This window comes from Paenibacillus residui (genome assembly GCF_042677205.1).
In the GTDB taxonomy this organism is placed as follows: Bacteria; Bacillota; Bacilli; order Paenibacillales; family NBRC-103111; genus Paenibacillus_L; species Paenibacillus_L residui.
Window position 1 is genome coordinate 210,289 of record NZ_JBHTIU010000039.1, and the last position, 13,530, is coordinate 223,818.

Annotated in this window: 14 protein-coding genes; 13 read left to right on the top strand and 1 reads right to left on the bottom strand. The window is 52.4% G+C overall.

What is annotated here, in order from left to right:
• The first annotated feature begins 5 nt into the window (after positions 1-5).
• From ACFQ03_RS12945 to ACFQ03_RS13000, 12 genes are all read left to right on the top strand, one after another.
• Positions 6-449, top strand: a complete 444-nt coding sequence (locus ACFQ03_RS12945; protein WP_144931968.1) for a PTS sugar transporter subunit IIA — start codon at positions 6-8, stop codon at positions 447-449.
• A 106-nt stretch (positions 450-555) separates the two neighbouring features.
• The gene (locus ACFQ03_RS12950) at positions 556-819 is read left to right on the top strand and encodes a PTS sugar transporter subunit IIB (protein ID WP_144931970.1); all 264 of its coding nucleotides are present in this window, start codon (positions 556-558) and stop codon (positions 817-819) included.
• A gap of 21 nt (positions 820-840) precedes the next feature.
• Positions 841-2,136, top strand: a complete 1,296-nt coding sequence (locus tag ACFQ03_RS12955) for a PTS ascorbate transporter subunit IIC (protein ID WP_144931972.1) — start codon at positions 841-843, stop codon at positions 2,134-2,136.
• Between the two features lie 501 nt (positions 2,137-2,637).
• The gene (locus ACFQ03_RS12960; protein ID WP_379288553.1) at positions 2,638-3,630 is read left to right on the top strand and encodes a phosphotriesterase family protein; all 993 of its coding nucleotides are present in this window, start codon (positions 2,638-2,640) and stop codon (positions 3,628-3,630) included.
• A gap of 12 nt (positions 3,631-3,642) precedes the next feature.
• A complete protein-coding gene (locus ACFQ03_RS12965; protein WP_379288555.1) occupies positions 3,643-4,389 on the top strand; it encodes a creatininase family protein in 747 nt (248 codons plus the stop codon).
• Positions 4,390-4,395: 6 nt separating this feature from the next.
• Positions 4,396-5,130 (top strand): SIS domain-containing protein, encoded by a 735-nt coding sequence (locus ACFQ03_RS12970; protein ID WP_379288557.1) that lies wholly within the window; start codon positions 4,396-4,398, stop codon positions 5,128-5,130.
• 49 nt (positions 5,131-5,179) lie between these two features.
• Positions 5,180-5,449, top strand: coding sequence for an HPr family phosphocarrier protein (locus ACFQ03_RS12975; protein ID WP_144931980.1), 270 nt, complete (start codon positions 5,180-5,182; stop codon positions 5,447-5,449).
• Positions 5,449-7,191 (top strand): phosphoenolpyruvate--protein phosphotransferase, encoded by a 1,743-nt coding sequence (ptsP, locus tag ACFQ03_RS12980; RefSeq protein ID WP_379288559.1) that lies wholly within the window; start codon positions 5,449-5,451, stop codon positions 7,189-7,191. The genes ACFQ03_RS12975 and ptsP overlap by 1 nt, the downstream gene beginning before the upstream one ends.
• 110 nt (positions 7,192-7,301) lie before the next feature.
• Positions 7,302-7,766, top strand: a complete 465-nt coding sequence (locus ACFQ03_RS12985) for a hypothetical protein (protein ID WP_379288561.1) — start codon at positions 7,302-7,304, stop codon at positions 7,764-7,766.
• A gap of 441 nt (positions 7,767-8,207) precedes the next feature.
• On the top strand, positions 8,208-8,984 hold the full coding sequence (locus ACFQ03_RS12990; RefSeq protein WP_379288563.1) for an ABC transporter permease: 777 nt from the start codon (positions 8,208-8,210) through the stop codon (positions 8,982-8,984).
• A complete protein-coding gene (locus tag ACFQ03_RS12995) occupies positions 8,981-9,772 on the top strand; it encodes an ABC transporter permease (protein WP_379288565.1) in 792 nt (263 codons plus the stop codon). The genes ACFQ03_RS12990 and ACFQ03_RS12995 overlap by 4 nt, the downstream gene beginning before the upstream one ends.
• 45 nt (positions 9,773-9,817) lie before the next feature.
• Positions 9,818-10,789, top strand: coding sequence for an ABC transporter ATP-binding protein (locus ACFQ03_RS13000; protein WP_144931990.1), 972 nt, complete (start codon positions 9,818-9,820; stop codon positions 10,787-10,789).
• Between the two features lie 138 nt (positions 10,790-10,927).
• Here ACFQ03_RS13000 and ACFQ03_RS13005 read toward each other — a convergent pair whose 3' ends face one another.
• On the bottom strand, positions 10,928-11,974 hold the full coding sequence (locus ACFQ03_RS13005) for a spore coat protein (protein WP_379288567.1): 1,047 nt from the start codon (positions 11,972-11,974) through the stop codon (positions 10,928-10,930).
• A 248-nt stretch (positions 11,975-12,222) separates the two neighbouring features.
• On the opposite strand from ACFQ03_RS13005, the gene ACFQ03_RS13010 reads away from it, so the two are divergent.
• Positions 12,223-13,437: an MFS transporter gene (locus ACFQ03_RS13010; protein ID WP_379288569.1), complete on the top strand. Its 1,215-nt coding sequence runs from the start codon at positions 12,223-12,225 to the stop codon at positions 13,435-13,437.
• Positions 13,438-13,530 lie beyond the last annotated feature (93 nt).

The window sequence follows — 13,530 nt, forward strand, 5'->3', positions numbered from 1 at the left end:
TTACCATGCGTTTTCTGGAACCAAGCCTGATTTCATTGGATGTCGAGGCTAAGAATGCCGAAGAAGCCATTCGTGCAGCCGGCCGGCTTCTGGTGGACAGCGGAGCTGCGAAGAATAGTTATATAGAAGCAATGCTCGCTTCCTACCGGGAGAAAGGACCTTATTTCGTCCTCGCTCCACGAATCGCCCTGCCCCATGCGAAAGCGGAAGACGGGGTGAATGAAGCTTCCGTCTCCTTCGTCCGGTTGAAACAGCCGATAGAATTCGGACATGCCCATAACGATCCCGTGGAGCTCGTCTTCGCCCTTGGCTCCTCATCTAGCGAAGAGCATATAACGCTGCTGCGCAAATTGACTACCCTGCTCAATAACCCGGCTAATGTGGAAGCTATGAAACAAGCTGCGACACCCGATGAGGTAAGTGCATTGCTCGCCAAGGCAGAAGCTTAACGACCGGCTGCTTGAACGTTTAGCCGGATGATATGCAGCTACTTTGCTCATTTAGCGAGAGTTAGGAAAATTAACCGGATTTTAAAAATACTTAGGAGGTTATCTTATGAAAATTTTATGTGTATGCGGACTTGGACAAGGAACTAGCCTGATTCTGAGAATGAACGTGGAAAATGTACTGAGGGAGATGGGCGTTCAGGCAGACGTAGAGCATACGGATGTATCCACGGCTTCCAGCATGTCGGCCGACTACATCGTGACCAGTAACGAGCTTGCCCAAAGCCTGCAAGGGCATTCGGCCAAAATTGTTATCGTTAATAACTATTTCGACTTGAATGAAATCAAGGAAAGCTTAAAGGAAGCCATGTAATTACTATAGGAGGAGTGTCCAATGGAAGTCATTTTTTGGATAGCCACTAACATCTTCGGTACCCCCGCTATTCTGCTTGGCTTTATCGTTCTGCTCGGCCTGCTGCTGCAGAAGAAAACGACCAGCCAAATCATCAGCGGGACATTCAAGGCGGTCATCGGTTTTCTTATTATCGGTGCCGGTTCCGGCGTTATCGTCAATGCCTTGAATGTATTCGAACCGATGTGGAAGGAAGTATTCGGGCTGCAAGCCGAATCTCTGGGACAATTTCTCGGCCAGGAAGGGTTCAACGCCAGATTCGGCAGCGCCGTCACTCTCGCCATGCTGGTAGGATTTCTGATTAACGTGCTGCTGGCCCGCTTTACGAAATTTAAATATATTTACTTAACCGGGCACATGATGTTCTGGACCGCATCGATCTTTGCCGGAATCGTCGTTCATACCTCTGGAGATGTAGCTCAGTGGAAGCTTGTTCTTTTCCTTGCCGTCATCTTGGGACTGTACTGGACGCTGCAGCCCGCGGTAACGCAGCCTTTTATGCGCAAAATTACCGGAAACGACAACATTGCCCTTGGACATACTTCCGCCTCCGTCGCATTGTTGGGTGCGCTGTTCGGCAAATTGTTCGGCAATAAAAACAACGACTCGGAAAAAATTAAAGTCCCTAAAGGACTGGAATTTCTCCGCGATTCGAACGTCATTACCGCGCTGAGCATGGGTGTCCTGTTCCTCGTCGGCGCTGTCGTTATTGTTACGAAGGGGACACCGGGTGCCCAGGAGTTGGTGGCTCAAGCCGGAGAACAGAATTTCATCATGTACTCTATTATCCAATCTCTGACCTTCGCCGGTGGGATTGCCATTGTTCTGATGGGTGTGCGGATGTTCATCGGGGAACTGGTCCCCGCTTTCAACGGGATCGCTACCAAGATCGTTCCCGGTGCGAAGCCGGCGCTGGATGCTCCCGTAACATTCCCCTACGCTCCCAACGCGGTTATTCTCGGATTTATCGGAGCGTTCGTCGGCGCATTGATCTGGCTCGTCGTCTTAGGCAGCACCGTTGCTTATATTTTCGTACCGACCATGATTGTTCTGTTCTTCCATGGGGCAACGGCAGGAGTGTTCGGGAATGCAACCGGCGGAGTCCGGGGAGCGTTGCTGGGCGGCTTCTTTACCGCAACCATCGTAGCTTGGGGGCAATTTGTCATGGTTCGCTTCCTGATTTCGTCCACCATACCGGATACGGCGATGTGGGCGGCCGATTCCGACATGTTCGTTATCGGACCGATCATCCGTTTTCTGGCCCAGTTGTTATTCTAGGGCACTTAAAGTCCGTGAAACTTGACCATATCTATCGCTTCCTGCAATCACATTTATACAAGGATAAACGGCTACGTCCTTTGGACAGGGGCGCTTAACGATGAAAAATAAAAAAAGCTTCTAACGGAGCCTCTTCGAAGACGAATAACCCGGTTATAAAGGTAGCCTTTTATGCCAATTAAAAAGTTTGTTCCATTTCAATGCTGTAATGAACTTAAACTTTCTAATGTGGTAAGAACAGGTATAAGGTAAAACTTATACTTTCTTATTTTTTTAAAAAAAGAGTCTTACGGTTCCTTGTAATCCCCCACAAAGTGACGCGTAACCTTCGAAGTGCATTCCTGTACTTTGCAGGGAGCCCCGGAGTTGGAGAGGAACAACCCGGTTTTGGCGGAAGCTTTTTATAACGACAGGAAACAAGTACATCGCATTAAGGCTGTAAAGAACTTAAAGTTTCCTATGTGATAAACATTACAGGATAGGACAGGAGGAGCATACAGGATGAGTTTTATACGTACGCTTGATGCAGATATTTCCAAAGAGCAATTAGGGTTCACTTATTCCCACGAGCATATCGTCTGCCGTCCGGCCCATTGGTCGGAACGCGGCGTGGATGACCTGCTGCTGGACGATCCGGAGAAGTCTAAGCTGGACGTCCTCGATTTCAAAAAGCATGGCGGCCAGGCGATCGTAGACGCCACCGCTATCGATTACGGCCGTGATGTTCCCGCCGTATACCGGATCATGCAGGAGACGGGCGTCCGGATTATCGGCACCGCCGGTTTCAACAAAAGCTTTCTGTGGGATGCCAAAGTGAAAGAAGAGCTTAAGCCGCTTATAGGCGACTATGAGACTTATTACGAATGGATAGAAGCGAAGAGCATTAACGAACTGGCGGATTTCGTCATTAGGGAAGTTGAGGAAGGCCTCGAAGGAACTCCGTTCAAGGCCGGCCAGGTCAAGTTCGGCACCGGCTACAACCGGATTACGCCGCTTGAGGAGAAGACGCTTCGGGCCGTCGCCCGCGCCCATCATGAAACGAAGGCGCCGATTCACTCCCATACCGAAGTCGGCACGATGGGGCTGGAGCAGATCGAGCTGCTGCGCAGCGAGAACATCGACATTAGCTTCCTGAGCCTCGGACATATGGATCGCAATCCCGACCCGTATTATCATGAACAAATTGCGAGAACCGGAGCCTACCTCTCCTTCGACGGAATCGCCAAAATCAAATATGCGCCTGAAAGCACGCGAATTCAGCTTATTCTGGAGCTTGTCCGCAAAGGCTACGAGAACCAGATTCTGATCAGCGGCGATACGGCTCGCAAAACCTACTACAAGCATTACGATCATGGTCTCGGGCTGGAATATATTATTGCCAAGTGGGTTCCGCGATTTATCGACGAGGCGAACCGGGCCGGCTTCGACGGCCATCAATTGATTGAGAAATTTTTCGTGACGAATCCGGCAAATTGCTTCGCTTTTAAGCTGTAAGGAGACAGAATAATGAACTTTCAAGAAGAGAATGCATTTGAGATTGCCGCTAAAATTGAACAAAGGCCGTGCGCCATCCTGCCCATCGGGGCCGTGGAGGCTCACGGCCCCCACCTCCCCCTGGGTACGGACAATTTCCTGGCGGAGCGTCTGGCCCGGCGCCTGGCGGAGCGAACGGACAGCTTCGTCCTGCCCACTCTTCCTTATGGACAAGTATGGAGCCTGCAGAACTTCCCGGGCAGCATCAACGTCTCCAACGAGGCGCTGATCCAAATGCTGTATGACATCGGAGAAAGTCTTGTCCGCCAGGGCTTTCGCATCTTCGTGATGCTGAACGGGCACCTCGGCAACGCTCCCGCTCTGAAGGATGCAGCCCGTCTGCTCTACCGGGATTATCCGGAATTGAAAGTGTACTATTTCTTCTACCCCGGCTCCAAGGAAGCGATCGAGAAGGTACGGGAAACCCCGTCCTCCCATGCTTCCTATTTCCATGCTTGCGAGCTGGAAACCTCCTACATGCTATATTTGGCGGGGGAATATGTAGATATGACAAAAGCTATTAACGACATCCCGACGATCGATCTGGAGGCCGACTGTACCCCGACCCCCTGGGAGGAATTTACCTCAACCGCGGTGCTGGGAAATGCCACGCTGGCCACGAAGGAGAAGGGCGAGCAAATTATCGAAACGACCCTGCGAACGATGACTACGATGATTGAGAATGCCAAAAAACGAATACTATCCGGAAAGGAGCAATGATGCCGGATGTTTCAAACTTATTTTAATCATCTTCATGAAATGCTGAACAAAATTGAGAGCCGGCAGTCCGAGACGATCTCCCAAGCCGCCCGGAAGACGGCGGAAGCCATTATGAACGGCGGAATTATCCACCTCTTCGGCTGCGGGCATTCGCATATTTTGACGGAGGAAGTTTTCTACCGGGCCGGCGGGCTTGTTCCAATCCGCCCTATTTTCATCGAGAAGCTGATGCTTCACGAAGGGGCGGTCCGTTCCTCGGAGCTGGAAAGACAGAATGGGCTGGCTGAAACCTTCATGCATGATCAGGACATTCGTCCGGGCGAGGTGATGTTCGTCCTCTCTACTTCGGGACGGAACCCGGTTCCGGTCGATGTTGCCCAAATCGCCAAGGCCAAAGGTGCCTTCACGATCGGCATAACTTCTCTGGACTATTCCGGAAGCCAGCCTTCGCGGCATTCCAGCGGCAAGCATTTGTACAACTCCGTGGATCTGGTCATTGACAATTACGCGGTCAAAGGAGACGCCGTCCTTACCCATCCGGACGTACCGATTCCTTTCACTCCGACCTCCACGGTGATAGGCGCTGCCATTCTTAATGCTATTCTGGCGCAAGCCATCGCTTTCATGGCTGAACAGGGGTATGAGCCTCCCGTATTTTTAAGCGGCAACATTGATGGTGCCGATGATCATAACAACGCTCTGATCGAGCGTTACCGGGAAAGAATTTCTCTTCTTTCCTGATTCCCTACCCTTATAAAATAGAGACGGTTCACCGATAGGAGGAGATTACATGGTAGCGAGACAACTGACCATACAGAATGAACAAGGATTTCACGTGCGTCCCGCACAGCTTTTCGTAGATAAAGCGAATGAATATCAAGCGACGATCAAAATCAAGAATGCCGCCGGCGAAGAAGCCGATGCCAAGAGCATGCTGGAGCTGATGACCTTAGGTCTTGTCAAAGGGTCACAGATTACGCTCGAAGCTGAAGGTCCCGATCAGCAGGAGGCCGTTGACGGGTTGGCGGAGCTGATCGAGAGCAAGTTTGGTGAAGAATAATGGCGGAACAGTTAATCCAGGGCATCGGTGTCTCGGATGGAATACGAATCGCAAAAGCGTTCGTGCTGCGGGAACAGACGGAACCGGCGAGCATTCGCGAGGAGATTGCCGCGGAAGAGGTGGAGGCCGAGCTTGAACGGCTGAACCGGGCCAAAGAACAGAGCGAGGCCGAGCTGACGGAGCTGGCGGAGCAAGCCAAGCAGACGCTTGGCGAGCAGCAGGCCGGCATTCTCGTCGGCCAGGCGCGGATGCTGTCCGACCCGGCCTATTATCCGCAGATCGAGAAACGGGTGCGGGAGGAGCTCCTCAGCGCCGAGCAGGCCGTCAGTGCGGTGACGGAGCATTTCGCCGGACGGTTCGAGCGAATGGACAACGAATACATGCAGGAGCGGGCCGCCGACATTCGCGATCTGGGCAAGCGGCTGCTGTCGCAGCTATTGGGAGGTAAGCGCGCCGGACTCGCCGATTTGCGTGAGGAAGTCATCGTCGTTGCCGACGATCTGGCGCCTTCCGATACGGTCCAGCTCGACAAGAGGTATGTACAAGCGCTGGTTACAAGAATGGGCGGGAAGACCTCCCATACGTCCATTCTGGCCCGTTCGCTTGGCATAGCCGCCGTTGTCGGAGCGGGAGAAGCCGTTCGCGAGATCGCCGACGGGGAGCTGCTGATCGTCGACGGCAGCCGGGGGCTCTGCATCCGGCATGCGGAGCCGGAGACGATCGAAGAGTACCGCCGGCGCCAAAGCAGCGAACAGAGCGAGCTGAGCGCGCTGGAACGGTTCCGTTCCCTGCCGGCCGAGACGAAGGACGGAGTCCGTGTCGAGGTGGCCGCGAATATCGGAACCGTTCAGGAAGCGGCTATCGCCGCGGAGCAGAACGCGGAAGGCATCGGCTTGTACCGGACCGAGTTCTTATACATGAATTCGAACCGGTTGCCGGACGAGGATGCGCAATTCGCGGCTTACCGGGAAGTGGCGGAACGGATGAACGGCCGTCCGGTCGTCATCCGCACGATGGATATCGGCGGAGATAAGGAGCTTCCTTATCTGAATTTGCCGAAGGAAGCGAATCCCTTCCTCGGTTATCGCGCCATCCGCATCGGTCTTGACCGGAAGGAGCTGCTGCATACCCAGCTGCGGGCTCTGCTCAGGGCCAGCCAATACGGAAACATTAAGATCATGTTTCCCATGATATCCAGCCTGGAGGAATGGCGGCAAGCCAAGGCGCTCTACGAACAGGCGCGCCGGGAATTGGTACAGGAAGGAGTCTCCGTTTCCGATTCGGTCGAGGTCGGAATAATGGTCGAAATCCCTTCCTCCGCCCTCCTCGCCGGCTCGTTCGCGAAAGAGGTCGACTTCTTCAGCATCGGGACGAACGATCTCGTTCAGTATACGCTGGCTGTAGACCGGATGAACGAGAAGGTTTCCTATCTGTACGATTACTTCCATCCTGCCGTTCTGCTGCTGATCCGGCAGGTCATCGAAGCCGCCCATCGCGAAGGCAAATGGGCGGGCATGTGCGGCGGGATGGCCGGGGATCCCCTGGCCGCTCCGCTGCTCATCGGGCTCGGTCTCGACGAATGGAGCATGGATGCAGGCTCGATCGTTAAGGTTAAACAGGCTATCTCCAGGCTGGACAGCCGGGATTGCCGCACCTTGACCGACCGCCTGCTGCAACTGGCTACGACCGAGGAGGTTCGGCAGGAGCTGCTCCGATACACGGAGAGCCAGCCGGATGCCTGATTTTCAGCATTAACCTGCGCTTGAGAACATCCTTTAAGAACCAATTGCCCGCGCTGCGGCGCGGATTTTCGGCCCGCATGCTTCCGTCTTGATGAAGCATGCGGGCTTTTTTGCTGCTGCTATCGAAACAAATCAAAAATATTAACGTATTAGTCATTATCCGGGTTTATAAGGAACTAATGGGATCGGAGGAGAATGAGATGGCTGTTGTCGTTTTGCATAAACCGAGCGGAGAGCGTTATCTGTTGTTAGGGACCGGGTTTGGCGCTTATAAAGCGGCCCGGCCGAGCTTGTTCGGAGGCAACCTGTTTCCGCATGAGGAAGCCGGAGAAATTCCCGCTGCCGCCGTTTGCGATGAGCTTGGGAACATTCACTGGTTTTATACGGAGGAGCTTCAGGTGCTGGAAATTGATGGAATGGAGGTCGGCCGCCTGTACGGAAAACTGAAGTCCTTAAGCAGCAAGAAGGCTTCGGACACAATTCCCGCAGAAATGGAGCTTTGCCCGGCCTGCAGGACAAGGGTTAAGATAACGGATAAAGAATGTCCGTCATGCGGTCTGACCTTGATCGTTTAACAGTTACCTCCAGGAATCCGTCCGATGAAGCGGATGATTATCTCCCCCAAAAAAACATTGTCAGCCCCCCTTCCTTTGATATAATAGAGGCCGTTCTCACTTTTTTTATCTACGCATATATACCGCGCATCGCATAAGGGCATGCTCCGCCCCGAAGATGCAAGAAGCCTCTGGTAAGACTCAATCATCAACAACAAGTTTCCGCTTTAAATAACCAGTCTTCATTTCCACTTGATATTTTCACAACAAATAGTGCAACTCCTTTCTTGCTTTCCGCTGGAACGGCTTTGGCTTGCGCTCTTTTTTGCTGCGCCCTTCTTCCTCTATTTCATCTTCGGAAGCCAGGCTTTTCGCATCTACACAGTCCCCATCCCATCCGGGATAACAACGGCTATTAGCCGGGACAAGCAAGAAAGCAAAACCAATGAACAGGAGGTTCACATGCTGTTCCACGTATTGGCCCGCAAAGCCTATGCACGCAATTTGCAATATCGCGGCTCTCATGCGCTGAATACGTTTGCCAGCGCCATCTTTGGCTTTATCTATGTTTCGATCTGGGTCGGGATAGGAGAGAATCAGAATCTGGGCGAATACGGAATTTCCGGTATGATCAGCTACATCGCCTTCAATCAAACGATTCTGTCTCTAACCGTTTTTGTCACCAACGGACTGGGGTTGGAAGCCAGTGTAAGAAGCGGCCAGATTTCCATTGACATGATGAGGCCCGTCCATCTCTTCTACATGACGATGTCGCGGGAATGGGGACAAATCGGCTATCATCTCGTTTACAAAGCATTCCCCATCTACCTGGCTTACACTGTTCTGCTTTCCATGCAGTTACCGGACCGGTTCGTTACCTGGTTGTTGACCGCCGCGGCCGTTGCATTCGCCGCCTACATATCTATCTGCATCCAATATCTAATCGGAGTTTGCGCCTTATGGACAACGGAATCCCGCTGGTTCTCCTGGGTGAATTATGCTCTCTCCACTCTATTGTCGGGTTTCCTCATTCCGATCGAATGGCTTCCCGGTTGGCTGCAAGCTATAAGCCGTTACTCCTTCTATCCTTATTTGCAGTATTATCCTGCCCGCATCTATCTGGAATACGATAATGGCATCGTTCTGCTCGGATCGATTCTTTGGTGCGCAGGGCTGACCGCGATTTGTCTTAGTGCGACCGCCATCGTCCGGCGCAAACTGGAGGTGCAGGGAGGATGAGCATGCTCAAGCTGTACGGGATACTAATCCGGGCCAGCATTCGAAGCCGGATGCAGTACAAATTCAATTTTATCTTCTCCTCGCTGATGGCCGCTTTCATTAATGTCGTGGAATTTTTGCTGGTCGCCATCCTGCTGGACAAATTCGGAAATATCAAGGGCTGGAGCTTGTATGAGGTCGGATATTTGTATTCCGTCCTTATCCTCTCCAAGTCCATTTACCGGAGCCTGGCTTCCGATGTGCACCATATCGAGCGTTATCTTGTCAGCGGAGAGATGGATCAGCTGCTGATCCGCCCGATCCCCATTCTGCTCGCGTTAATGACCCAGAACTTTACGATCATGCTGGGAGAATTTTTGCAGGGGATCATTATTCTGGTTATCTCCATGCAAGGATTATTCGCCGCCGGTCAAATAACTGTGGCGTCCATCCCTCTGACCGTTCTTATCATTTTAAGCGGGGCGGTTGTCTTGTTTACGATCGGTCTGGTCTCGGCCACTATGGGCTTCTGGATTACCCGTGTCCGGGATTTACAGAATATTACGGAAGATGCCTCGCATACGGCCGCCCGCTATCCGCTTCTGATCTACCCGAAGTGGCTGCAGCTCCTCCTGGTCTCGATTCTGCCGGTCGGGCTGGTCAACTATATCCCCTCCTTGTATATTCTTCGGGGACAATACGGGCTGTGGGTGCTTGTACTGACGACTGCTTTGGCTGCATTCGCTCTATGGCTCGGTCTCCGCTTCTGGCGAATGGGACTGTCCAAATATCAGAGTACCGGCAATTAAATCAGGGCTGCTCCGCACAAAAACCGACATGAAAGGAGTTCAACAATGATCGAGGTTGAGCGAATCAGTAAAAGCTTCAAAATTCCGGTCGTTAAAGAAGGACGATTCCAAGGCATACGCAGTCTGTTATCTCGGGAGTCTACCGAAAAGTTCGCCGTGAAGGATATTAGCTTTCGGGTGAACAGAGGGGAATTTGTCGGATATATCGGTCCGAACGGGGCGGGGAAATCTACGACGATCAAAATGCTCACGGGCATTCTTCATCCCTCCGCCGGGGAAGTGCGGATTTTCGGCCTTAGTCCGCAAAAGCACCGCAGGGAAGTCGTCCGCCACCTGGGAGTCGTCTTCGGACAGCGGACCCAGTTGTGGTGGGATCTTCCGGTGAAGGACTCGTTTGAAATTTTGGCGGCAATGTATAAGCTGGATCATCGGATCAAGGAAGCCCGGCTTGCCCAGTTAAGCGAGATCCTCCAGTTGGATGAATTTATCTCCACCCCCGTCCGCAAGCTGTCCCTTGGACAAAGAATGCGGGCCGATCTGGCGGCCTCCATGCTTCATGACCCGGACATCTTGTTCCTGGATGAGCCGACCATCGGACTCGATGTAGTTGCGAAACGCAATATAAGGGAATTTCTGGCGAAAATTAATCGGGAGCTGAACAAAACGATTCTGCTGACGACCCACGATATGGACGATATTGAACAGCTCTGCCAGCGGGTTATCGTGATCAATCACGGAACCCTCGCTTATAACGGAAGCATTCAGGAGCTCCGGGACCGAATCGGGCTTCCTACAATCATTAAAGTAAGCTATCGGCAATCCTTCGCCGAGGAGGGCTCCACCGCCGACCTGCCCTTTACCATCCTTGAGCGTGAGGAATCGGCGCTTACCATACAATGCAACAGACAGGAAACGACCGCAATGGAGGTCCTTCGAATTCTTAACCAGTGGGGAGAAGTGGACGATGTACATATGGAGGAGCCGGATTTCGAGGATGTCATCCATAGGGTTTATTAGAAAGCAGGCTAGAAAACGGTCGTGACCCGGCAAATTTGCTTCTCCTCCCTCTTCCCTCCCCTGTTCTAAAGCAAAAGCTCCCTCATATCGCATCGGCGAAGAGGGAGCTTTTATTATGATTTTACCGTACCGTGATAACTAAAACTGGTGTCCTGCGGAATCCTCCGTTTCGGAGGAGCTTGCTGCTGAAACGGAGCTTATCCCGGAACCGTTATGCTGCGCTGCCGAAGACATTCCGCCTCCAGCCATAGAAGCCCCGGCCGCGGATGAGGAAGATGGAGCGGATCCGGCCCCCGTAGAAGAGCCGGACGTCACTGTAGACGCTCCCGAATTTGCGGCTCCCGATGTCATCGAAGTCCCCGCCCCAGACGTTCCGGATGCCAAGGAGGAGTAGCCCTGTCCCGATGCAGAGCCGGAGGACAGCCTTGCCGGAGAGCTTGCGGAAGTCATCGCTAAGGAGCCCGCTCCGCTGTTATGACTAGCTCCGTATCCGCTCATGACCGGGCCCGAATATGTCGTGCCTGTCTGACTTGAGGAGGCATACGGAGAGGAATGCGTCATGCCAGGCCGATTGGAGGCCGGATATGAGCCGTATGCGCCGGATATGGAGCTTCCCGCAGGATTGCCGGCATACCCTCCCATTTCCATCGGCTTATAGCTGTGAAGGAATGTTTTGGCCGTATGATCATTCATGGTCGGTACTTGATATTGTCCCTGCTCGTTCATGAACAAGAAGACCTCATAAGCCTGATTCGAGCAGGTCACTGCCCCATCCATCAGCATTTGCCGCAGGTTAGGATCCGCACATTCCAGAGATGCCGCCATATGTGATTTGGCCGACTGCTTATGAAAGGACAGCATCGCAAATAAAATTTGCTTATCGTTAAGACGCCCATGCATTTGCGGAATTTGCGGAATGGGCTGATGCAGCCCGTATTTGATCTGCTGCGGGGAAGACGGGGGCATGCCATAAGCCTGGGGTCCGCCCTGCGCGGCAGAGTAATCATGTGTGTATGCGACTAACTGATCGTAGTGACGAATCGCCGTGTTCAGATGTGCCTGGAGCATCTGCCGGAGCCGCTGATCTTCGCATTGCTCCGCATACATCGAGAAATGATTAATGAGATTAACCTTTTCATTCAACATTTCATGAGCTTCCATCGTTTCATGTGCGCCAAAAGGCATGGCCATGCACTCCTTTTCGAGGGATATTTGTCCAGAGCTTACTATTCCCCCAAAATTCCCTGCCCATTCCGTACTCTCTGAGGCCAAATGACGGAATGAGCTCCCCTCTTTGTGGAATAGAGCTCGCGAGGTGTGCAATCCCTCTTTATTCCTCCTTCATTCCCGGCACGTTAGCGCTTCGTATCTTTTTTGCTTTTTGATATAATAATATTTTACTGAAGGAATGGACAGAAAAGAGGCGAGCTACTTTGGAACGATGGCGGATTAACTTGCTTGTCCTGTGGTTCGGACAGTTTTTCGTTATGGGGGGAATGACGATGATCATTCCTTTTTTGCCTCTTTACCTGCAAGAGATGGGAATGTCGGATCCGAGCCACCTTTCACTGTGGGCGGGAATGATCTTTGCTGCGAATTTTGTAACCTCCTTTATTTTTCAGCCGATTTGGGGCGGTTTGGCGGACCGTTATGGTAGAAAAATGATGCTGCTCCGCTCCGGATTTGGAATGGCTATTGTCATGGTACTGATGGGCTTTGCGCAGGACGCCTGGCATCTGCTGCTGCTGAGAATGCTGAACGGAACAATTTCGGGATTTGTCCCTGCGGCGATTTCTCTGGTTTCGGCGAACACGCCGAAGGAAAGAATCGGGTTCGCTATGGGAATGGTTCAGTCGGGCGGGATGGCGGGTACTATTCTTGGACCGCTGCTCGGCGGATTATTGGCATCGACGATGGGTTATCGACCGATTTTTTATCTGACCGGGGTGATGCTCTTTATCGCCTCCCTGCTGGCCGCATTTCTTGTGAAAGAAGACTTTAACAAAGAAGAAGCCAAGGTTCAGCCGAAGGTATCCGTATTCGCCGGACTTAGACAGTTGGGGAAAATTCCCCAGCTTCCCGCGCTCTTCTGTGTAACCTTCCTGATCCAGTTCGCGCTGCTCGGGCCGATGCCCCAAATGCCTTTATATGTTCAGGAATTGTACGGACGACCCGAAATGCTGGCATTTATGGCCGGATTGGTTGGCTCGGTCAATGGATTTTCCAACATGATCTCCTCCCCTATTCTTGGACGTTGGGGAGACCGGTTGGGCTCCGAGAAAATATTGGGAGTCTGTCTTATCGGCTCTGCGATCGCCTGTATTCCGCAGGCTCTGGTAACGAATGTATGGCAGCTTCTGATTTCGCGGTTTTTCCTCGGAATTTTCATGGGCGGATTGCTTCCTTCCGTTAACGCCATTATCCGCCAATATACTCCTGACGGCATGGAAAGCCGCGCTTACAGCTTCAACACAAGCACGTTAAGTCTGGGCAATCTGATCGGGCCGATTACCGGCGGAATTCTGACGGCCACGATCACTATTCGCGGACTGTTTATCGTCTCTGCCGTACTTCTGCTGCTAAATGTGCTTTGGGTCAAGAAAACCCTCTTCCGTAAAACGACCTCCGCCGATAAGGACGCAGGCTGACCATCATCCTGCATTTGTAAATCATCACCCCACCGAGAAACTGTTTCCTTCGGAGGGTTATTTTTTTGCCCAATGTGATCGTCTAGTTAACTG